A 22298-nucleotide genomic window follows, 5' to 3' on the forward strand; every position below is an offset into this window, starting at 1 on the left:
TTCGGCTGAAAGATGGGGGTTCAACGCTAAAACCAGATACCAATCACACCGGACAAAAAAATGACCAGAGCCGGACGCCAATAAACTGACCGCATGGAGATGGAACTCCCCTTCAAAGTCCGTCGTACAGCATCTGACCGGTCGTGATCCGACGTATTCCATCGTAAGCCAATCCAGGGAACGGAAATCATCCCCAGCGCCGCCACGCAAACGTGAAACAGATCAAAAAAGCGGACAAGGATGCATCCCTTGCCCGCCATTCCTATTCTGGGAAAGTTGTTGCTGGCCGGGTTTCCAGTCAGTAACTCACGATGGTTTTTACTCGCTTTTTTCCCAGCGCAAGATTGGTTTGCGCGCCGCCGTCACTTCGTCCAAACGTTTGATTACGGTATGATGGGGCGCATCCTGCACGATTTCCGGATTTTCTTCCGCTTCTTTGGCAATTTGAATCATCGCGTCGATAAAGCTGTCGAGCGTCTCCTTGCTTTCCGTTTCCGTCGGCTCAATCATCAGGCATTCATCGACGATGAGCGGGAAATAGATGGTCGGCGGATGGAAACCGAAGTCGAGCAGGCGTTTGGCGATGTCCAGCGTACGCACGCCCTGTTGTTTCTGACGTTTGCCGGACAGGACAAATTCGTGTTTGCAATGCTGTTTGTACGGCAGTTCATAATACGGCTCCAACCGGCGCATCATGTAGTTGGCATTTAACACCGCATTTTCGGAAACCAGGCGCAGACCTTCCGGTCCCATCGTCCGAATATAAGCATAGGCGCGAACCAAAATGCCGAAGTTTCCGTAAAACCCTTTGACCCGGCCGATGGAATTGGGAATGTCATGATCGAGATAATAACGGCCGGATGCATCTTTTGCCACCATCGGCGCAGGCAGGAACGGCACAAGCTCCTTTTTCACTCCAACCGGTCCGGCTCCGGGTCCGCCGCCGCCATGGGGAGTAGTAAAGGTTTTGTGCAGATTCAGATGAACCACATCAAAGCCCATGTCTCCTGGACGGGCAATTCCCAGAATGGCGTTGGCATTGGCTCCGTCATAATAGAGAAGACCGCCCGCTTCGTGCACGAGATCGGCAATCACTCTGATCTCTTCTTCAAACAGCCCCAGCGTGTTCGGGTTGGTCAGCATCAGGGCGGCGGTATCGTCTCCGAGCATCTGCTTCAAGGCCTCCACATCGACCAATCCCTTCTCATTGGAGGGAATGGTGATCGTCTTGAATCCGGCAACGGTGGCGCTGGCCGGGTTTGTCCCGTGTGCGGAATCCGGCACAATCACTTTGTCCCGCCCGGTTTGCCCTTTGGCTTCATGATAAGCGCGGATCATCATCAATCCGGTCCACTCGCCTTGCGCGCCGGCCGCTGATTGAAGCGTCACCTGATCCATTCCGGTGATTTCTGCCAAATACTGCTGCAATTCATATAAAAGCTCCAAAGCCCCTTGTACGGTTTCTTCGGGCTGATAGGGATGAATTTTGGCAAATCCGGGCAATCGAGCCACATCTTCATGCACTTTGGGGTTGTATTTCATGGTGCAGGAACCCAGCGGATAAAAACCGTTGTCCACCCCGTGGTTACGACGGGACAATTCCGTGTAGTGCCGCATGAGATCCAGCTCGGATACCTCAGGGAGTTCGGCCGGTTTTTCGCGAAGATATTCCTCCGGCAAAACGTCCGTTTCCGGCACATCGGATTCGGGCAAGCTGTAAGCGGTGCGACCTGGTTTGCTCATCTCAAAAATGAGTTCTTTTTCCTTGTTATTCATGACAACAGCCCCTCCAAACTCTCAGCCAACTGATCGATTTCTTCTTTGGTCCGAACTTCGGTGACGGCAACGAGCATATGATTGTCCAGTTCAGGATAGAAGCGGCCGAGATCAAAACCGCCGATGATTCCTTTCTTCAATAATTCCTGATTGATTTCTCCGACCGGACGCCGCAGCCGGATGACAAATTCATTGAAGAAATGCCCGGAGAAAGCAAGCTCAATCCCGTTAATTTCGCTCAGGCGTTTGCTGGCATAATGCGCTTTTTGGAGATTGAGGCGGGCCACATCCTGAATTCCCTGCTTGCCGAGCGCGGACATGTATACAGATGCCGCCAGGGCCAGAAGTGCCTGGTTGGAGCAAATGTTTGAAGTCGCTTTGTCGCGGCGGATATGCTGTTCACGCGCCTGCAATGTGAGCACAAATCCGCGTGTGCCGTTTTCGTCAACGGTCTGGCCGACGATTCTTCCCGGCACGCGGCGCATCAATGCTTTTTTGGTGGCCAGATAACCGCAATGCGGACCGCCATAAGAGGCGGGAATTCCAAACGGCTGCGCATCCCCGACCACGATATCGGCACCGTATTCGCCCGGCGGTTTCAACAGCCCCAGCGACAGCGGATTGCTGCTGACCACCAGCAGCCCTTTATGGGCATGGGCAATTTTCTCGATTTCCGCCAAATTTTCAAGATTGCCCAAAAAGTTGGGGGACTGGACAATCACTGCTGCTGTCTCTTCATCTGCCAGCTCTTTTAACTGATTCAGATCCGTCACCCCGTCGGCCAGGGGAACTTCCACGATTTGATACCCCTGCCCTTTTGCGCTTGTTTTCAAAATTTGCCGCGCTTCGGGATGAACGGCACGGGAGATGACAATCTTCTGCTTGCGTGTCACGCCGGCGGCCATCGCAGCGGCTTCCGCCAGTGCTGTCGGCCCGTCATACATGGACGAGTTGGCCACATCCATCCCTGTCAATTCGCAAATCATCGTTTGGAACTCGAAAATCGCCTGCAATTCACCCTGGCTGATTTCCGGCTGATAAGGGGTATAAGCCGTATAAAACTCCGAACGGGAAATCACGTGATTGACGACACTGGGAATATAATGTTCATAGACACCGGCACCCAAAAAGGAAACATAGTGATCAAAGGATGCATTTTTCTCGGCGAGGCGGCTCATATGCTTGACAAGCGTCATCTCTGACATCGGTTCGGGCAACTTGAGCTTCCCCCGGTAACGAACACTTTCCGGTATTTCCGCAAACAGTTCCTCGACCGATTCCACGCCGATGGTACGAAGCATTTCCTGTTTATCCTGTTCAGTTGCGGGCAAGTAACGAAATTTCATGCAAGTTCATCCTCCTACCACCACTTCGGTTATTTGGCGCGCTTATAGAAAGGGGTTTTCACCACGATTGCTTTCAGGCGTTTGCCGCGGATTTCCACCTCAACCTCTTCACCGGGATTGGCATATTCCGCATTGATCAACGCAAGTCCCACGTTTTTCTTTAAGGTCGGTGATTGTGTTCCCGTCGTCACTTCGCCGATTTTTTCCTCACCGTGATAGACGGGATAATGGGTTCGCGGAATGCCGCGGTCGATCATTTCCAAACCGACCAGCTTGCGCGGAGCTCCTTCCGCTTTTTGCACGGCCAGCACCTCACGGCCGATAAAATCTCCTTTTTCCGGTTTTACGGCAAAACCGAGTCCCGCTTCGATCGGGGTAATCGTTTCGCTCAATTCCTGTCCGTACAGGGGGAGCCGCGCTTCAAACCGCAGTGTATCGCGCGCACCCAGGCCACACGGCAGAACTCCCGCTTCCTTTCCTGCTTCGAGAATAGCCTGCCACAGTTTAGGGGCGTCGCTTGCCGGCAAATAGATTTCAAATCCATCTTCCCCGGTGTATCCGGTACGGGATACAAGCCCTTTTACCCCGGCCAGTGCGACGTCATTTTTAAATTTAAAAAACTTGATCTCCGACAAATCCGTATCGGTCAGCTTTTGCAATACGGTCTCTGCCGACGGCCCCTGCAAAGCCAATTGGGCAATCTGATCCGAAATGTTTTCCACCGTTACATCGCCCTGACGGTGTTTCAAAATCCACTTGACATCTTTTTCGATATTGGCCGCATTGATGACCAGCCAGTACTCCTGCTCTCCGATACGGTAAACCAGCAAATCGTCCACCGTTCCCCCGTTTTCGTAACACATGATCGAGTACTGGGCATCGCCCACGTTCAATTTCGCCGCATCGTTCGTCGTCAGACGCTGGATCAGCTCGAGCGCGTCCGGTCCCTTCACCAGTACTTCCCCCATATGGGACACGTCGAACAAACCGGCGCGCGTGCGGACGGTTTCGTGTTCCTGCTTGATTCCCGAAAATTGAACCGGCATTTCCCATCCGCCAAAAGGTACCATTTTGGCTTCTTCGCAGTAAACCGAATGAAGCGGTGTCTTTTTCAGTTCTGCCATACCATGCACCTCACTTGTTTCCATATATAAAAAAGACAGAGAGATTCACCACCGCTGTTGGTTGGTGATTCCTCTGTCCTTATTACCAGAGAGTTTCCCTGCTGCATTAAGCAGAGTTGCCCCGTAGGTGGCTCGGCATCAAAGCGAGCGCTCTCCAGAGATGCGTCCAGCGGGCCTCCTTTTGCCTGAGAGATTCACCTCATCGGTTTGCTCCTTCGGCGCCACAAGATGTGGTCTCTCCTCCCGCCTTCAACCGCTGAACAATATCCCATTATGATATTTGTATTGTACCAGAAAATACGATCAAATACGAGAAAAAATGATGATATTGTTCGTTTTTGTTCCGTATGCATTTTTTTAAACTGAGACATACTATTACGGAACTTCCATTGATCGTAAAAGAAAGGTGGAGAATCTCATGTATACACTCCCGATACGGATGGATCGAGAGTGGCTTCACCAATTCCTGAAAAGAATCGAGACAGACAGTGACTGGGCAACTTGGGAACGTTTTCAATTGGCGCTGGAAGCGGCCGAAACTGAAATGATTCCCTCGTTTGAATCTATCCAAAGTTTAAAACAAATACAAGGGTTTCGTCCACTCCCTCATCAAATCGATGTGGTGGAACGCGTGATCAATGAGATGCGCGGACGCGCGATCCTCGCAGATGAAGTGGGACTGGGCAAAACAATCGAGGCCGGTCTCATCCTGAAAGAATATCTGCTGCGCGGCCTGGTGAAACGGGCATTAATCCTTGTTCCCTCTTCGCTTGTCCTGCAGTGGACGAGGGAATTAAATCAAAAATTTCAAATTCCCGCCGTCGCCCAGAAAAAAGCCTGGATGTGGGACAAATACGAGATTATCGTCGCTTCCCTCGATACGGCCAAGAGAGAACCTCACCGCGACTATGTGCTGAATCAGCACTATGATATGGTGATCGTTGACGAAGCCCACAAATTAAAAAATCGCCGCACGAAAAACTGGCAATTCATCAATGACCTGAAAAAAAAATATTGCCTGCTTCTCACCGCCACCCCGGTGCAAAACGAAATAGAAGAGCTTTATAATCTCGTCACCCTGCTAAAACCGGGACAACTGGGGAAACAGTCCCAATTCCAAAGTGATTACGTCGCCGGCAAACGGAAAGCGAAAAATGAAGCACAGTTGCGTGAAGAAATCAGGCGCGTTCTGATTCGCAACCGCCGCCGCGACAGCAACCTTCACCTGACGCGGCGTCTGGTGCAGACGATCCCCATCGAACTCTCAGAAGAAGAACGCCTTCTTTATGAAGGCATCACCGAGTTCGTGCGCGATCGCTACCGTCGCGGAACCGACTTGAAAAGCATGCTGGCGCTGTTCGTTCTGCAAAAAGAGGTCTGCTCAAGCCGGGACGCTGTTTTTCATACTTTATTCAAGCTATTTCAAAAAGGGGAGCAGGGAAAAGAGAATCTGTCCCCGGAAGTGGCCCATCTCATTGAACTGTTACGAAAAGTGACCCGTTCCTCCAAAGTGAATGCCGCAGTGGAACTGATCAAACAGATCGCTCCGGAAAAAGTGATTTTATTTACCGAGTATCGCGCCACCCAAGAGATGCTGATCCGCGAACTGGCCAAAGCGGGAATTCATGCCGTTCCGTTTCGCGGCGGTTTTAATCGCAACAAAAAAGACTGGATGATGGAGATTTTTCAAAAACGGGCTCAGGTCATGATTGCCACGGAAGCAGGCGGGGAAGGGATTAACCTGCAATTTTGCCATCACATGATCAATTTTGACATGCCCTGGAACCCAATGCGCGTCGAACAGCGAATCGGGAGGATCCACCGCCTGGGGCAAACGAAAGATGTACACATTTACAATTTCTCCACCATCAATACGATCGAAGAACATATTATCTGGCTGTTGCATGAAAAAATCCGGCTGTTTGAATCGGTGATCGGAGAGTTGGAAACCATTCTGGAAAAAGTGGACGGAGCGTCAACCATTGAACAAAATCTGATGAAGCTGGTGTTGGAATCTGCCGACGATGACCGCATCAGGCAGGAATTGAGCAAATGGGGAGATCAATTCCATCAGAAGAAACAAGAGGTGGAAAAGCAGAAAGAAGAGGAGGAACTGCTTCTCTATGGATCAGAAGAAGGTTAGGGAATTTACGGAACGGTATCTGAAATTGAATGATTGCCACATCCTTGAATCCGGCCCAACCTATCTGCTCACGCAGCTGTCCATTCATGCCGACAAGGATTTGCTCAATCGCCCCTTTTACTGGATGTATGTGGAACGGATGAACCTGCCGCCACAGCCAGTTCGGCTCTCGTTCGTCTTTGATCCCGAGAACCATCCTGAAGAAATTCGCGGTGAACATCTTTTTTACGGCACTCCGCGCTTTGCGAAGATTCTCCAATCCGCGCAAAAGCACGGCAAATTTGTGCGGTTGTATGAGGAACCGCGATATGAACCGGCTTATACCGATTTGACCAAACCCTACAGCCCATGGCTCGCCGTCAACTATAAGGTTTCTTATGTTTGTGATCAAAAACGGGACCGGCTCTGCTCTCTGGGAATCAATTTGAATGACGGAACCATCCGGGAAGGCTTTTATGAGGTGATCAAAGACCGGCGCTGGTCGAACAGACTCCCCGCCAAACGCTATACGGTTGAACCGCGACTGCAGGTGGTTGAGGCGGTCGGTGAACTGGAATATTATCTGGAGGAAACGATCCGGTGCGAAGACCTGACCTGGGCGGAAGAAGCTGAAAAACGGCTGCAATCCGAGCTTGAGCGGCTGGACGTTTTTTACCCTGATGAACCTTCCATGCCGGATGAAATCCAGAAAGAGAAGAAACGACGTCGGGAAGAAATCGTCTGGCAGTTTCATCCCCGGGTTGAAATCAGCGTAATCAATGCGGGACTCTTTTATGTCGACACCCCGCAGCAAAACCTCACGAATCAAAAAATCTGGTTATAACGAATAAAAAAACGGCTTGCCAGAGCCGCTCAGATTGTTGACAACATTCCCGAACAGGTTTCGTCCGGTTCGGGTGCTTCCCCCTTGAGAATTGCACCCTCCACGCCGATAGAAAAACAACCCAAACAGCTTGCCTGCAGCCGCGTTTTCTTTATTCATATTTACCCCAGAGCGCGTTCATAATTGTTTGGCACAATCAAAACATCCATCTCCAAGGCCTTCAACACCTGCTTGATCTTTTCCATGCTGGCTCCGCCATACTCATTCCGCTCATCCCGCGAAACCTGCGGCGGCGTGACCCCCAGGCGCTTGGCCAGTTCCGCCTGTGACAATCCCTTGTAGATCCGAAAAGCGATCAGCTTGCGCCCGATATTGTCAAAGGTGCAAGTCATATCGAAATCGCCCGCCTTATGCCGTTCGTATTCCCTGATCTCCTGTTTCAGCCGTTCGCCAAAAAAGCGGGACGGGGCCAACCCTCTTTCGATCTGTTCCTCGCTCAACCCCATCTGTTCCAATTCCCGCCTCTGTTCTTCCAACAGCCGCTCCTGTTCGCGAATCCTCTCCAAACTACGCTTGTATTCCATTTCCGTCTTAATCACAGTCTTCATCCTTTCATCAATTTTACAATGCCCTTTTCAATTCCAAAATCCCTGTCCTTGCGAAAAAACTCGTCAAACTTCATGTTTTTCCCCTCTTCATTGGTAATCCCGGAATATACCCCCGTACAGTGCGGAAACAGTTCCACCCGGTAGCGATACCACATCTCCAGTTGCAAGTTGCCGTATTCATCAAACCGGTGGCGATTCCATCCCCAGCATTTGTAAGGATCAAGCTGGTTTAACTTTGCGAGCAGCGTTCCGTCAAAAATTTCCTGTTCATTTCGCGGGACAAAATAACCGTCAATGTCTTCCGGCTGATACTTATCCGTGACAAAGGAACCGTCAATGTAAATCTCTTCAATTCCGCATGCCCACAGCTGACGGACACAAAACTCCAAATTATCAACCAGCCGGTTTCGCCAATATGCATCCCATGGCAAAAGCGAATTTTCTTCCCCTTTCACCAGAATCGATTGCCGGAGCTTGTCGAATGTCATAACATAATCCCCTGGATCCAATAACCCGTATTCATTAAACCTCATCCGTAAGGGTATCCTCCTGTTGTCTATCTTATTCATGAATCAAGGAAAACTCTCCTGCACACCTTTACTTATATGTTAACATACCGGACAAATAAAAGGGACTTTTTGCTGAAAACGCCGCCAGTTTCTCAAGCCGGAATGAAAGCGATATTCGGACGGGAGAGGGCTCACCGCTCTCTCAAATCCGAAATAAAAAACGATTGGCAAGCACCCCCTTTTTTAACCTTTTCCTGAATCGCTCTCGGAAAAGTAATCTCCACTTGGGCTGTGCAAACCAATCGTTATCTTCAACGTTCCAGGAGTTTGGCCAGAAATTGCCGGGTCCGCTGTTCCCGCGGAGAGGTAAACACTTCTTCCGGCCTGCCCATCTCCACAATTTTCCCGTGATCCATAAAGACGACAAGATCGGCGACATCACGTGCAAAGGACATCTCATGCGTCACAATCACCATCGTCTGTTTCTCCTTGGCCAGTTCTTTCATCGTCTTCAACACTTCGCCCACCAATTCGGGATCAAGCGCAGAGGTAGGCTCATCAAAAAGCAACACTTCCGGCTCCATCGCCAGAGCGCGGGCAATGGCCACACGTTGCTGCTGGCCGCCGGAAAGCTGTCCCGGAAATACATCTTTTTTCTCTGCCAATCCCACTTTTTCCAAAAGTCGTTCCGCCTTTTTGCGGGCTTCGGCCTTGTCCTCCCCTTTTACAACAACCGGGCCTTCCACCACGTTTTCCAAAACGGTACGGTGTGGAAAGAGGTTAAAACTTTGAAACACCATTCCCGTTTTGGCGCGCAGTTTTTTAATCTCTTTCGGCGATACTTTTCCGCCGGCAATCGAGATCGTTTCCCCGCCGATGGAGAGTTCACCCTGATCGGGAATCTCAAGCAGATTGAGGCAGCGCAAGAAGGTCGACTTCCCCGAACCGCTGGGCCCGATGATGCAGACCACTGAACCTTTTTCGATCTCCAGGTCAATCCCGGTCAAAACTTGAAGGTTGCCAAATGATTTTTGCAGATTCTTCACTTGAATCATCGCCGTACCTCCCTTCTATCCCGCATATCGGCCATAACGTTTTTCCAATTTTTGCTGTGCATAATTTAACACCGTGCAGACGATCCAATAATAGACGGCGACGAGAATATAAGGCGTCATATAATCAAATTCCCGTCCACCCACGATTTTGGCGCGATAAAACATCTCGTTCACTGTAATCATCGCCAACAGCGAGGTATCTTTCACCAGGCTCAAAAAACTGTTCATCAACGAGGGCAAGGCGACGCGTGCCGCTTGCGGAATAATGACGCGGCGCATCGTCTGCCAATAGGTCATGTTCAGCGAAGCAGCCGCTTCCCACTGCCCTTTGGGAATGGAAGCAAGCGAACCGCGAATCGTTTCGGCCGCATAAGCCCCCACGTTCACAGAAAGGCCAATCAGCCCCGCTGCTGTCGGTGTCAGGGTAACTCCGATGACCGGAAGGCCAAAATAAAGAATAAAGAGTTGAACCAACAACGGTGTTCCGCGGATGATCGAAATATAAATACGGGCAATTCCTTGCAAAATCCATCGTTTTGACATCCTGGCCATGGCGGTGAAGAGACCGATCAACAAGCCGATTGCCATCGCAGTGATGCTGATCCAAACCGTTGCCACGATGCCATTTAAAATAAACGAAGCATTTCGCTCAGCCAAATCAATATCAAACAAATTCTGCCACTGTATCGTTCCCAAAAAGTCCATGTTGGTTTCACCTAATTCAATCTTTTTTAATCGGTTTTCTTCTATTTAATAATGTTATCATCTTAAATTCAAAACATGTTCTTGTCAATAAAAATGGCGGCCACTATGGTGAATAGGGCCGCCAACATTCTTATGCACCGATTCCTTCAAAAAGCAAAACGCGTGCCGGTGCTGCTTCTGTATGAACCAACTTGATCGGGGCAGCAACCATAAAATAGGTTCCGGCTGGAACCTCTTTCAACCGAAGCCCTTCCATGATTAAAATATCAGCACGGAACAGGCTTTTATGCGTCGGATGACCAGGCTGGGCCCGTTCGATACCCAGCGCATCGGTTCCAACCCCTCTGACCCCTTTTTCAATTAAGTACTTGGCTCCGTCTTCGGCTAAAAACACAAATTCAAAATCAAATACATCTTCCCAGGAATTCCGCGTTTTAAAGAGAAGAAACTCGCCTTCTTTGATTTCATGTTTTTCCAAATCAGCACGAGTAATGCTTTCTTTGACATCCGTCAAGTCAAGCACCCGGCATTGCCCAACCAATCGCTCAATTGGAATGGTTGACATGGTCCCGCCTTCCGGAAGCATATGGAGCGGGGAATCGACGTGAGTTCCGCAGTGCACATCCATTTCGATGCGGGATTCGCGCGCGGTGGCCGTATCAAAGTCCTGAACGACGCGAATGCTTGGTTTCTTTGTTTCCTTATTTTTATATACGGGCATCTCCTCTGTGATCGGCATGGAAACGTCATAAATTTTCATGGTCAACTCAACTCTCCCTTTTTATCTGGTTACAACCTCATTGGCTTTGACAATCCGGGAAATATCTTTGGCGATGGCAGGCCGCCAGACATGTCCATTCGCCGCCAACAGATCATGTGCTTCTTGCGGTCCCCACGAACCGCTCCGGTAGAAAGTCAGCGGATGCCTATTTTCATCCCAGGCTCTGCGAATCGGATCGATAAACTTCCAGGCGAGCGAGACCTCCTCCCAATGCGTGAAGAATGTTTGATCACCAACAATCGCATCATAGATTAACGATTCATACGCTTCCGGCGAACCTTGCTCACAGTTGTTGCAGAATTCCATCGAAATCGGCATCACCTGGTTGTCGGAACCCGGTTTTTTGGCGTTGAGGATCAGATTGACGCCTTCCTGCGGCTGAATGCTGATGACCAACAGATTGGGGCCGAGATTGTTATCTTTGTTGAAATAGAGATTTTTAGGCATTTCCTTGAATTCAATGATGATCTGTGTCATTTTTTCCGGCATGCGTTTTCCTGTGCGGATATAAAACGGTACTCCGGCCCATCGCAAATTGTCTACGAACAACTTGCCGGCGACAAAGGTTTCCGTCATGGACCCGGGATCGACATTTTTCTCATTCCGATATGCCGGAACTGGTTTTCCATTGATTTCCCCGTCAACGTATTGGCCCCGTATCATATATTTTCCCGCCTCTTCCTCCGTATACCTGCGAAGCGAACGAAGAACCTTGATTTTTTCGTCATGAATCGCTTCGGTTTTCAGGCGGCTCGGCGGTTCCATGCAAACCATCATCAGCATTTGCAACATATGGTTTTGCACCATGTCCCGCAATGCTCCCGCATGATCATAATAACTGGCCCGATCTTCGACACCGACCGTTTCACTGGCCGTAATCTGTACGCTTTCGATGTAATGATTGTTCCAAATCGGCTCGAACAGCGAGTTGGCAAAGCGCATAACCTCAATATTTTGCACCATTTCTTTGCCGAGATAATGGTCGATCCGGTAAATCTCTTGCTCCGTAAACGTCTGCTTGATTTGTTCATTCAGTTTTTTGGCCGAGTCATAATCATGGCCAATCGGCTTCTCGATGATCAGGCGTTTCCAGCCTCCCGTTTCCGTTAAACCGGACAATCTCAGGTTGGTGGAAACAGTCGCAAACAAATCCGGGGCAAGTGATAAATAAAACAGGCGGTTCGGCGGCACTTGATATTTGTTTTCATATTCCTCGACAAGGTCCTTGATCCCCTTATATCCTTCCGGATTCGTCACATCCGCCACGGCGTAATAGAAATGCTGGATAAATTGCTGCCATTCATTTTCATCCGCCACTTTCAGGCGTCCGAACGAATCGATCGATTCCCTGACTGACTGGCGAAAGGCTTCATGATCTCGTGTAGAGCGGCCAACCCCGATCAAACGAAAGTGTTCGGGAAGGAATTTATTTTTGTATAAGCTGAACAGGGCGGGGAACAATTTCCGTTTCGCCAAATCCCCCGTCGCGCCAAATAAAACCATCGTAAACGGTTTTGCCATTGCAGACTGAGTCATTAGTTACACTCCTTCAATCATACCGACATTTCTTTGCTTAATATGCATCCAGATGCACTAGCTCATTCCAGCCATGCTCATAGAATATAGTAACAAAAGGAAAGAGAAAATAGTTTATTATGGAAGAAAAATAAGATCTTGTTCTTCCTTTCCATAAGAGAGGACAACAACAAGATCTTAGTGCAATTCTATTGAGTTACGTCCACACCAAACCATTTTTCTGAAATCTTCTTCAACGTACCATCTTTTTTCATACTGTCTAACGCTTGGTTAATCGCTTTCACAAGCTCAGGATTTCCTTTCGGCACCGGGAAGGCACTTTCAGAGCGTTCCATCTGTTCGCCGACCGTTTTCAAGGGCAAATTCGTCGTTTTCATCATTTCGGCCACTGCCAGGCGATCGTTCATGCTGAAATCGATGCGTCCGGCAGCCACATCTTTCATCGCGCTCATCATGTCTTCATAAGCGACGATGGTCGCCCCGGCATCTTTCGCCATTTTCCCGTAGTTACTGGTAGGCGTTTGCCCTGCTTTTTTTCCTTTGAGATCTTTTACGCTCTTGATCGAATCATTATCCTTGCGGACGACGATCTGGGCGTAAGAAACGGTATACGGCTCGGAGAAATCGAATTTTGTTTTGCGCTCCGGCTTAATGCCGACCTGGTTGGCAACCATATCGATTTTCCCCGTTTTTAAGCTGGTCAGCATACCATCCCAGGGGATTTCGACAAACTGGGCCTTCACCCCCATGCGCTTGGCCACTTCCGTGGCGACATCTACATCAAACCCCGTCAGTTTTTCCGTTTTTTCATCGTGAAAACTGAAAGGTTTATATGTCCCCTCCGTACCGATTCGGATCGTCCCGCGCTTTTTAATTTGTGTGAGCAGGTCACCATTTTGCACACTGCAACCTGTCGCAAATGAGAAAACGAGAACCAAACCGATCAGTATGGATAGCAGCGCTTTTGCTCTCTTCATCTATTTCACCCCGATTCAATCCCTAGTTAATAGGGTTATTTTTATGTTTTTGCAGTATTATTTATGGTACAGTTTGCCGGTTAATCTTGTCAATATCAAATGAATTGATTTTCATTAATCTGGAAATTTTTTCATTATCCGGCTTAAAAACCTGTCTCTGACTCACTTAGGACATGGTGTCCAACGTAGGCCCTTTTTTCCTTGATCGCTGTCATTCATCTTCTAGCATGCTCATTTTTACATTGACCATTCCCCAGTCTCAGTGGAGGGAAAACCTTTCTTCATCTCCTGCAACCGGGAAACCAAGTCAAACCGCGAGCTCCACGGCGATCAGTCTTAACTTTCCTCGCAGAATGTTTTTGGGCGATGCTGATGTCCCGATTGTGCTGCTCCAACATGACGGCAAGCTCAAATCAGGGCGCATCCGCGATGAATCTTTCCATCTTGTGGTTCTTCACCATGTACCTGACATGCAAGTCTATGGCGGAAACACACCATTCACACAGCAGGGAAACAAAGGTTTCCTCCATCCTTTTGGTGCAAAAGAAGAGAGCAAAAGGTGGTCAAGCATGCGAAAGAGGTGAAAGTCAACTCACACCCTCACCTGACGCCGGCTCTCATCTCCACAGCCGAAGCCAGGTGAATATCTCGCTCGCAAAAATATAAAAAAACTACATCCAATAAGAGAATGCAGTTTAAGCAATCACATCATTGAATTGGTTCGACACCGTTCCATCCGGTGCTGGTAAAGCTCGTAGAGTGAACGCAACAATGAACTGTACCGCTGATTTACTTCCTGCAAATAGACAGGAAAAGATTCACCACGCATGTTCAACAGGCTGAAACAGGTCAAATCCAGGTAGTAAATCAGTTCACGCAACTCGGAGTGGATTTCGACCCATTCACGGCCAATCACTTTTTCCAGGGTCCACTCCACTTTTTGCCTTACCGCCCGCGCCATGGCCAGTTCATTTTCTTTGGAGACATGATTCAACAGTTGCACACTCTCATCCAGCACGTTTAAAATCTCCCCCAACTCGTTGGAACAATTGTTCATTCCCCAAATCATGAACACACCACCCCGGAAGAAAACTTGCAAACGTTGCCGTAATAAACGAAAGATTAAGACTATGAAAGCCTGGGGACTTTCCGGGACGAAATCCCGGTTGATGCCAAGTCCCTGATCAGCTTTTGCTGCTGTTCAAAAAAACACAATATTTCTATATATTTACAATTACTATATCACCCCAGGGTCTGCCGAGCAAGAATTTAATAATCAAAGAAGTTTCGGCTTTGTCCGTACAGGCGCGCAAACATTTTCATGGCGAAAGAATCCGTCATTCCGGCGATATAGTCACAGACTATTCGCGCTCTTTCAACCTCTGTCTCCACCTGTTTCCACATGTGACGGTCGTGTTCGGTCAGGAGCCGGTCATCGTTCATAAAGGCGGAAAACAGTTTTTCAATCACATAAGCCCCGCGCCAGGCAATCGTTTGCACCCGTTGTGATTCGATCACTTCATCGGATACCCAGCGTTTGAGGCTGTCCAGAAGATCGCGCAGCTCCTTCGGCAGTTCGACACGGTATAAGAGGCGTGGCGAAGAAAAAGTATCATACGTCTTCTCTGCCCGGATCTGGGTGATGAAAGTGGAAATGACAGCAGCGATCACTTTTTTCAGCCGATACTTCAGCTGATCATGCTCCGGGTCAAGCCCGTCCAATTCGCACCATGCCTCCATCAGTTCGGGGTATTCCAGCCGTTTTTTGAATGGATAGAGCAATTCTTTGAGGTGGTTTAAGCGAATCAGCCGCAAATTGAGCGCATCTTCGACATCATGGGTACCGTAGGCGATGTCGTCGGCCAATTCGATAATCGAACACTCCAGTGTTTTGTGCAGTGTTTGCGTGTGACGTTCCGGGTCAGGCGCAACTTTTGTCAGGTACGCTTTTTCCTCATCGGTAAATGAAGCGAGAACCCAGGCAAATGCTTCCTGATCACAGCTGAAAACACTCGCTTTTGGGGGAATGGCCTTCTTTTCGCGGTCATACTGCTTTTCGTTCACTGCTTCGTCCAACAGGATCGGGTACTTGAGGATGGAGAGCAGCAACCCGCGCGTCAAATTGAGGCCGTACTCCCCTTTCTCCCCCTCCAGCCGGGTCAAAATCCGGAAAGTATGGGCGTTTCCTTCAAATCCGCCAAAAGCGCGCATGCATTGATTCAACGCCACCTCTCCCCGATGCCCGAAGGGTGGATGCCCCAGATCATGGGCCAGAGCAGCCGCTTCCACCAATGAGCCGTCAAGAAGCGCATGCTCATGAAAAAAGGGATGGTTGGTGTTAAGATGAATGGCAATCCCCCTTGCAATCTGGGCCACTTCCATTGAATGGGTAAGTCTCGTGCGGTGAATATCGCCCGCATAGCCGCCGATCACTTGTGTCTTTGACTGCAACCGGCGAAAAGCGGCACTGTGAATAATCCGCCCATAATCCTTTTCAAACGGATCACGGGCGTCGCTAGCGGATCGTCCGGCAGACGGTTTTCTTCGTTCCGTGTCAGCCGGGCCATATAAACGATTTTGCTTGGGACGATATATGATCATTTTGCTCCACCTCTAACCCCATTGTACCGGAATTTGGATACGACAACAAAAACGTTCACACCTTGCGTCAAGGTAAGTGATGTCCCCGCCGGCAATACAAAAACGCCGAACGCGCTTATTTCGGGTCAAGCAGTTCGGCGTTTTGGTTTAACAAAGCAGCCTTTCGATTTTTATTCCCTTCATACAGACCGAAATCAGTCACTAAACAGCAGATTTCATCTTTCTCATCATAACCCCAATACGATACATAATATCCATCACCTAATCCGCTTGAAAAAATTACAATGTTACCTAACGGGTCTATTTTTAGATTGGCCCAATCTCTGGTATCCACGTAATTTTTCTCCATTTCCTCTATTATGAAATCATCGTATTCAGGATTTTCATCCAATATACTTTTGTATTTTTTGTAAATTTCATCATCCATAAAACAGCCAACACCACAGTCAACAGGGTAGCCAAAAGCCTCACCCTCTTCCAATTCACTTAAATCCTGACCTTCCTTCAAAGCCATTTCCCAGCGTACTGCCTGACTTTCTTTAAACCTGATCATCGCCGCACCAATGCGTTCGTCGTCATCATCGAGATAATGAACAACGTTTAATACTACTGGATACTCTCCCGGATTTACTTTATTTATAAACGGTTCGGTACTTTCGTAAACGAAAGGATCACATGCGACAATTTGGCTAGAAGGTAAACTTATATTACCAGCATAAATATTTCTTGTAACCGCTTCTCCATTATATGTCTTGAACTTTACATTTCCCCGGTAAAAATGGTGAAAATCAGGAACTTTGATGTTCATCAAACTGAACCCTTTCCAATTAGAATAATTTACTTTGATACATTGGGATCACCTTAAAATGCTTCACTGTTCCGATACTGTAAAAAGCGGCCGTTTTGCAAAATCATTTTTACCTTGCTTCATTTAGCGTTAATTCCTCTTATGACGGGAAGACCCCAACTCATCATTCAATTGAAAAGTTACTCTAAAATCAATATCCAGCTTTTCACGCACTCATCAGGCAGAACCGTACCTAACTTCATCCCGATTTCTTGCAAAATCTTTTTATCAAACTCCCATTCATCGTTCAGAAAATGACCTCCGTATTTTAAATGACAAATCTCACCAAGCACAGTCAAAGTTTCAATAAAACCTTCAAGATCAGGCGCAATTTTTCTTAAATTTACACTCCTTTGTCCATGCCACGTATGGTAAATCTTTTCCGTTTTCTGCTCAAAAATGAAAGGGTCTGTAACGATCGTCTCCAACTCTTCCACTTGTCCGTGCGACGTTGCCTCCTCCCATATATCTCTTCCCCCACATGCCCGATTTGGCGATGTAAGGAAGTTGAAACTACATTTAAACTGCATTAGATTTTGTCCTTGATGTATTTCAACAAGATCCCTGAGCCTTGCTTTATAAGTCAGGACCACCCGCAAGGTACTCCCAAGAATGATCTTGACACCGTGATCCATTCTCATAAAAATACCTGATTGCTTCGACTGCCTTATCTTGTGTAACACACCATTTGGCAGGATACAGTTCACTGGTTTGTATCGTCAACTCATAATATTCTTCTTCACTTTCAGCGGGATCAATCAGACTGCAATTCACTTCTCCGTCTTCTGAAACATAATTCACAATATATCTTTTTTCCCCTTTAATTAAATTACCGCCTCCACAATACAGCGTCCCTGCATCAACCAATTCCAACGTGAAATTTGTCGCTTCTTTTCCATCCAAACTACAAATGCATTGACAGATCCTTTTCCAACTCGGGTTTTCTTCCTCAGGAATTTCATGATCTTCAGTAAGTAAAATCCATTCCATTCTCATTTCACCTTATTCATTTCTTACTGCTGGGGGATTCCGCGTGAATGGGGGAAATTCTCGCAAAACCAAAGTGGTAAAATGCTCGTAAAGATGATTGCATCAACGCGGAGAAGGGCACCGGCCGGCGCGTAAAATCTTCGATCCGACCGATGCCCCATCATGTGCAATCGCCTCCTGTTTCAATCATAACAGGCTGAAAAAACAAAAACAAGAACATTCGTTCCCGAATCTTCCTTTCAATTGCTCCGCCAGTGTTCCGCCCGGTTCCGGACAAGCTCAATCCATTCTTTTACGGCCGGAGAAAGCCATTTCTTCTTGTGATAGGCCATTTTCGTAAACACACCGCAAGTTTCATCCCGCCAGTTCAGTCTCGACAATCGTCCTTCCTGCAACTCTTTCCTCACTGTGATCATCGGCAAAAAAGCCAAACCCAGACCGACCTGTACGCAATTTTTGATCGCTTCGATACTCCAGAATTCTTCCCCCTGGGTTGTGTTAATCCCGTTGCGCATCAAATATTGCTCAAACAAAGTTCGGTAGCTGCACCCTTTTTCTGTTTGCAGAATAATTTCATTCTGAATATCCTTCGGCTTCACTTCTTCTGCCCTTGCCAACGGATGATCCGGGGCCGCCACAAGTGCCATCTCTTCAAATACCAGCGTCTCGACCGCAAGATCTTCCTCTTCCTCATGTTCCGCTTCCAGCAAAAATGCGAGATCCAGTTCGCCCCGTCGCAAAAGGTTTCGCATCTCCGTGCACAATCCGGGATTGATGATTAACTTCACCTTCGGAAATCTCTGTTTGTATTCCTGGAGCAACGCCGGCAGCCGAAAAGCGGCTAACGATTCCGGTGTCCCAATTGTCAGCGTTCCCGCCGGTTCCGTCTGGGCACGGATCTCCGCCAAAGCTTCATCATGGATGTTCAATAACCGGACGGCATAATGCAAAAGTTTTTCGCCCGCCGCCGTCAAAACGAGCTTTTTGCCCAGGCGGTCAAATAAAGGGATTCCCAGCTCTCCTTCCAACGCATGGATCTGCATCGTCACACTGGATTGCGCATAGCCGAGCTGTTCGGCGGCCCGGGTGATGCCCCCTGCCTCCACCACCGTTTTCAATGTTTTTAAATGACGGAACTCCAAACAATCTTCCTCCCCTTTTATATCGTTTTGATCGATCATCTCTATAGAATTTATCTATTTTACTGATAGTAACATCCTTTTTAAAATAAAAGCAACCGAACACAGGAGAGTGAAGAAATTTGAAACAACTGAAGAAAACAATCAGTTTGCCACAGATCATCGCCTTATACACGGCAGCTGTTTTGGGCTCCGGAATTCTTATCGTCCCCGGGTTATCCGCCCAGATCGCCGGCCCTTCCTGCCTGATCGCCTGGGCAGTCATGGCCGTCTTTACTTTGCCCATGGCCATTACCATGGGATGGTTATCCGCCAAATACCCTCATGCCGGCGGGGTCTCTCATTTTGTCACCCTTGCTTACGGAAAACAAGCCGGCATTTACATCGGATGGTTTTTTATCATGTCTGTCATGATCGGGGCTCCGGTTGCCGCCCTCACCGGGGCAGGCTATCTGAGTTCCGCGATGGGCTGGGGGGAAAGCGGACGAATCCTGGCAGGAGTGGCAATGGTTTTGGGAGCTTTAATTCTCAACTGCCGTGGGATGGAATTGGGAGGAAAAATACAGGTGGCGATCGTCAGCAGTATTTTAATCGTCCTGCTTCTTGCCATCTTCGGGGCAGTCCCTTTTGTGCAGGCATCGAATTTTAGCCCGTTTTTGCCACACGGATGGATTCCCGTCGGAGTGGCGACCACCATCCTGTTCTGGTGTTTTATCGGATGGGAAGCCGTCTCGCATCTATCGGAGGAGTTTGCCAATCCGCAGCGCGATTCGATCATCGGGGTGATCTGCGCGGCAATCATTGTTGGCACCATCTACTTTTTCACCGCTTTTGTCACCGTCGGAACCGGGAGTTACACCCATGCGGATACCGCCATCTCTTTTCTCATGCGCTTTACGTTTGGGAAAAGCGGACAATTGCTGACGGCCATCTTGTGTTTTCTCATCTGCAGCGCCACCGTCATCGCCTATACGGGTGCGGCGTCGCGCTTGGCTTTTGCTTTGGCACGGGCGGGTAATGCACCTGTTTTTTTAAGCCGGTTATCCAAACGGCAGACACCGACAGGCGGACTGGCACTGATGGCTGTCGGCTTTACGCTTTCTTTCACTTTTTACTCCACGGGAGTAATCTCCTTGGCCCATCTGCTCCTGCTCCCAAATGCTTCGTTTATTCTGACTTATGCCGGGGGATGCGCTGCGGCCATCAAATTATTGAAGGATTCCAAGTGGCGGCAGCTGATCAGCTTGCTCTCCTTTCTGCTGACAGTATGCATCCTGCCTTTTGTCGGTTGGGCACTGCTCTATCCGCTCTTCATCGCCTTTCTGGTCACTTTTTACCTCCTGTGGCGGAAAAAACATACCGCCCCGGTCAAACATGGGATTTTTCCGGGTGATTCTGATTCCATCCTCTAGCGCTCCCCCATCTCGGTATGGTACGATTCGATTTGGAATCAGATTACGAAAAGGGAGGTTGGGGGTCAAAGACCTCCTCACCAGAGATGTACACACCAGAAAACATACGAAATATCGCGATTATCGCTCACGTAGACCACGGTAAAACAACATTAGTCGATGCGATGTTAAAACAGAGCCGGATCTTCCGCGAAAACCAGCAAGTGGAGGAACGGATCCTGGATTCCAATGATTTGGAGCGCGAGCGGGGAATCACGATCCTGTCCAAAAACACGGCGATTCAATATAAAGGGGTCAAAATCAATATTGTTGACACTCCGGGACACGCGGACTTTGGCGGCGAAGTGGAACGAGTGATGAACATGGTGGACGGTGTCCTGCTCCTGGTTGACGCAGTGGAAGGGCCGATGCCGCAAACGAAATTCGTCCTCCGCCAAGCGCTGGAGCGCGGACATAAGGCGATCGTCGTCGTAAACAAGATCGACCGCGAAAATGCCCGCCCGGAAGAAGTGGTGAATAAAACGTTCGATCTCTTCGTCGATTTGGGCGCCACGGATGAGCAGTGCGATTTTCCGATTTTATATGCGAGCGGCTTGACCGGTGCCTCCGGCTTTGAACCGGATCAGTTGACACCGACGATGGAGCCTTTGTTTGAAACGATTCTCTCTTACCTTCCTTCGCCGGATGTGGACGATCAGGGGTATACCCAGATGCAAGCCACATTGCTGGGATACGACGAGTACAAAGGTCAGATCGTCATCGGCCGCCTGAACCGCGGCACAATCCGTCGCAATCAATCCCTGCTCCTCATCCCTGCCGAGGGTGAACCAAAAGCAGTCAAAGCCGGGCAGGTCTTCACCCACGAAGGCTTAAAAAGGGTGGAAGTCGAAGAGGCGCATGCCGGGGATATCATCGCGTTGACCGGGCTTGGCAAAGTGGGCATCGGCGACACGATCACCGATCCCGCGCACCCGGAAAGCCTGCCGCCGATCAAGGTGGAAGAACCTACGTTGCGGATGATGATCGGAATCAATACCAGCCCCTTCGCAGGGCAGGACGGAAAATTTCTCACCTCCCGTAAAATCCGGGAACGGCTGATGCGTGAATCTGAAAAAGATGTCGCCCTTCGGGTCGAAGATACGGATTCAGCCGACAATTTCCTGGTTTCCGGGCGCGGTGAGCTGCACCTTGGCATCCTGATTGAAAACATGCGGCGCGAAGGATATGAATTTCAGGTGAGCAAACCTGAAGTAATCTTTAAGGAAGTCGACGGCCAACTGATGGAGCCGGTGGAGCAGGTGGAAATTGAAGTGAGCAGCGAGCAGCAGGGAACCGTAGTTGAACTCTTGGGGAAACGGAAAGGCCGGTTGCTGGACATGACCGTTCTGGACAGCGGCAATATCCGTTTCACCTATCAGGTGCCGTCGCGCGGATTACTCGGATTTCGACTGCAACTGCTTACCGCGACCCGTGGAGAAGCGATCATGAACACGTTATTTGCCGGATATGAACCCTATGCCGGAGAGATTGAAACACATGAATTCGGCTCGCTGATCGCCTGGGAATCAGGCACGGCCACCACTTACGCCCTGCATTCGGCCCAGGAACGCGGACAGCTGTATATCACGCCTGGAACCGAAGTATATGAAGGAATGGTCGTCGGCCAGCATATCCGGGAAAATGACCTTGAGGTAAATGTCTGCAAGAAAAAACATTTGACCAGCATTCGCAGGGCGACCGCGGAAGAAGCGCTGCGCCTCGATGCTCCGCGCCGCCTCTCCATTGATGATGCCCTTGAATTGATGAAAGACGATGAACTTTTGGAAGTAACGCCGAAAACATTCCGTCTGCGCAAAAAATATCTTTCCAAAAATGAACGAGCCCGCCACGCGAAACAAAAGAAATAAAACCTTCGCGTCCTGACCG

20 protein-coding genes and 1 riboswitch are annotated in these 22298 nt (G+C 49.0%); of the genes, 4 read left to right on the forward strand and 16 right to left on the reverse strand.

The window, feature by feature from the left end:
• Positions 1 to 318: 318 nt before the first annotated feature.
• Genes gcvPB through gcvT form a run of 3 tightly spaced genes read right to left on the reverse strand, consistent with a single transcriptional unit; the run spans position 319 to position 4246 of the window.
• The gene (gene gcvPB / locus I8U18_RS04875; RefSeq protein ID WP_033099170.1) at positions 319 to 1776 is read right to left on the reverse strand and encodes an aminomethyl-transferring glycine dehydrogenase subunit GcvPB; all 1458 of its coding nucleotides are present in this window, start codon (positions 1774 to 1776) and stop codon (positions 319 to 321) included.
• Positions 1773 to 3122 (reverse strand): aminomethyl-transferring glycine dehydrogenase subunit GcvPA, encoded by a 1350-nt coding sequence (gene gcvPA / locus I8U18_RS04880; RefSeq protein ID WP_033099171.1) that lies wholly within the window; start codon positions 3120 to 3122, stop codon positions 1773 to 1775. Before gcvPA ends, gcvPB begins: the two co-directional genes overlap by 4 nt.
• 29 nt (positions 3123 to 3151) lie before the next feature.
• Positions 3152 to 4246: a glycine cleavage system aminomethyltransferase GcvT gene (gcvT, locus tag I8U18_RS04885; RefSeq protein ID WP_033099172.1), complete on the reverse strand. Its 1095-nt coding sequence runs from the start codon at positions 4244 to 4246 to the stop codon at positions 3152 to 3154.
• 163 nt (positions 4247 to 4409) lie between these two features.
• A riboswitch (glycine riboswitch) is annotated at positions 4410 to 4499 on the reverse strand.
• A 165-nt stretch (positions 4500 to 4664) separates the two neighbouring features.
• Here gcvT and I8U18_RS04890 point away from each other — a divergent pair.
• Positions 4665 to 6389, forward strand: a complete 1725-nt coding sequence (locus I8U18_RS04890) for a DEAD/DEAH box helicase (protein WP_052153852.1) — start codon at positions 4665 to 4667, stop codon at positions 6387 to 6389.
• A complete protein-coding gene (locus I8U18_RS04895; RefSeq protein WP_033099173.1) occupies positions 6370 to 7212 on the forward strand; it encodes a YqhG family protein in 843 nt (280 codons plus the stop codon). The genes I8U18_RS04890 and I8U18_RS04895 overlap by 20 nt, the downstream gene beginning before the upstream one ends.
• Positions 7213 to 7373: 161 nt before the next feature.
• On the opposite strand, the gene I8U18_RS04900 is transcribed toward I8U18_RS04895, so the two are convergent.
• The 13 genes from I8U18_RS04900 to I8U18_RS04960 form a co-directional block, all read right to left on the reverse strand.
• Positions 7374 to 7811: a helix-turn-helix domain-containing protein gene (locus I8U18_RS04900; RefSeq protein WP_052153853.1), complete on the reverse strand. Its 438-nt coding sequence runs from the start codon at positions 7809 to 7811 to the stop codon at positions 7374 to 7376.
• Positions 7812 to 7816: 5 nt separating this feature from the next.
• Complete coding sequence (locus I8U18_RS04905; RefSeq protein WP_374057975.1) at positions 7817 to 8389, reverse strand: DUF6932 family protein; 573 nt, start codon at positions 8387 to 8389, stop codon at positions 7817 to 7819.
• A gap of 251 nt (positions 8390 to 8640) precedes the next feature.
• Positions 8641 to 9384 (reverse strand): amino acid ABC transporter ATP-binding protein, encoded by a 744-nt coding sequence (locus I8U18_RS04910; protein ID WP_198055000.1) that lies wholly within the window; start codon positions 9382 to 9384, stop codon positions 8641 to 8643.
• Positions 9385 to 9399: 15 nt separating this feature from the next.
• A complete protein-coding gene (locus I8U18_RS04915; protein WP_198055139.1) occupies positions 9400 to 10080 on the reverse strand; it encodes an amino acid ABC transporter permease in 681 nt (226 codons plus the stop codon).
• 139 nt (positions 10081 to 10219) lie between these two features.
• Positions 10220 to 10849, reverse strand: coding sequence for a cyclase family protein (locus tag I8U18_RS04920; RefSeq protein WP_033099342.1), 630 nt, complete (start codon positions 10847 to 10849; stop codon positions 10220 to 10222).
• 21 nt (positions 10850 to 10870) lie between these two features.
• A complete protein-coding gene (gene zwf / locus I8U18_RS04925) occupies positions 10871 to 12406 on the reverse strand; it encodes a glucose-6-phosphate dehydrogenase (protein ID WP_081943627.1) in 1536 nt (511 codons plus the stop codon).
• Between the two features lie 188 nt (positions 12407 to 12594).
• Positions 12595 to 13383 carry a transporter substrate-binding domain-containing protein gene (locus I8U18_RS04930; RefSeq protein WP_033099176.1) on the reverse strand — a complete coding sequence of 263 codons (789 nt, stop codon included), beginning with the start codon at positions 13381 to 13383 and terminating at the stop codon, positions 12595 to 12597.
• Positions 13384 to 14086: 703 nt separating this feature from the next.
• Positions 14087 to 14452 (reverse strand): hypothetical protein, encoded by a 366-nt coding sequence (locus I8U18_RS04935; protein WP_033099177.1) that lies wholly within the window; start codon positions 14450 to 14452, stop codon positions 14087 to 14089.
• Between the two features lie 200 nt (positions 14453 to 14652).
• Positions 14653 to 15984: an anti-phage deoxyguanosine triphosphatase gene (locus I8U18_RS04940; RefSeq protein WP_052153854.1), complete on the reverse strand. Its 1332-nt coding sequence runs from the start codon at positions 15982 to 15984 to the stop codon at positions 14653 to 14655.
• A gap of 115 nt (positions 15985 to 16099) precedes the next feature.
• Positions 16100 to 16792 (reverse strand): DUF4241 domain-containing protein, encoded by a 693-nt coding sequence (locus tag I8U18_RS04945; RefSeq protein WP_198064521.1) that lies wholly within the window; start codon positions 16790 to 16792, stop codon positions 16100 to 16102.
• A gap of 179 nt (positions 16793 to 16971) precedes the next feature.
• Positions 16972 to 17424 carry a hypothetical protein gene (locus I8U18_RS04950; protein WP_198064522.1) on the reverse strand — a complete coding sequence of 151 codons (453 nt, stop codon included), beginning with the start codon at positions 17422 to 17424 and terminating at the stop codon, positions 16972 to 16974.
• On the reverse strand, positions 17408 to 17821 hold the full coding sequence (locus I8U18_RS04955) for an Imm1 family immunity protein (protein WP_033099181.1): 414 nt from the start codon (positions 17819 to 17821) through the stop codon (positions 17408 to 17410). Before I8U18_RS04955 ends, I8U18_RS04950 begins: the two co-directional genes overlap by 17 nt.
• Before the next feature lie 239 nt (positions 17822 to 18060).
• On the reverse strand, positions 18061 to 18963 hold the full coding sequence (locus I8U18_RS04960; protein ID WP_198064523.1) for a LysR family transcriptional regulator: 903 nt from the start codon (positions 18961 to 18963) through the stop codon (positions 18061 to 18063).
• Positions 18964 to 19082: 119 nt separating this feature from the next.
• Here I8U18_RS04960 and I8U18_RS04965 point away from each other — a divergent pair, with 119 nt between their 5' ends.
• Both I8U18_RS04965 and typA read left to right on the forward strand, forming a co-directional pair.
• Positions 19083 to 20372 carry an amino acid permease gene (locus I8U18_RS04965; protein WP_198064524.1) on the forward strand — a complete coding sequence of 430 codons (1290 nt, stop codon included), beginning with the start codon at positions 19083 to 19085 and terminating at the stop codon, positions 20370 to 20372.
• A gap of 86 nt (positions 20373 to 20458) precedes the next feature.
• Positions 20459 to 22279, forward strand: coding sequence for a translational GTPase TypA (gene typA, locus I8U18_RS04970; protein WP_198055005.1), 1821 nt, complete (start codon positions 20459 to 20461; stop codon positions 22277 to 22279).
• The last annotated feature ends 19 nt before the right edge of the window (positions 22280 to 22298 follow it).

The sequence above is a fragment of the Thermoactinomyces sp. CICC 10522 genome (assembly GCF_016055075.1).
Taxonomy (GTDB): domain Bacteria; phylum Bacillota; class Bacilli; order Thermoactinomycetales; family Thermoactinomycetaceae; genus Thermoactinomyces_A; species Thermoactinomyces_A daqus.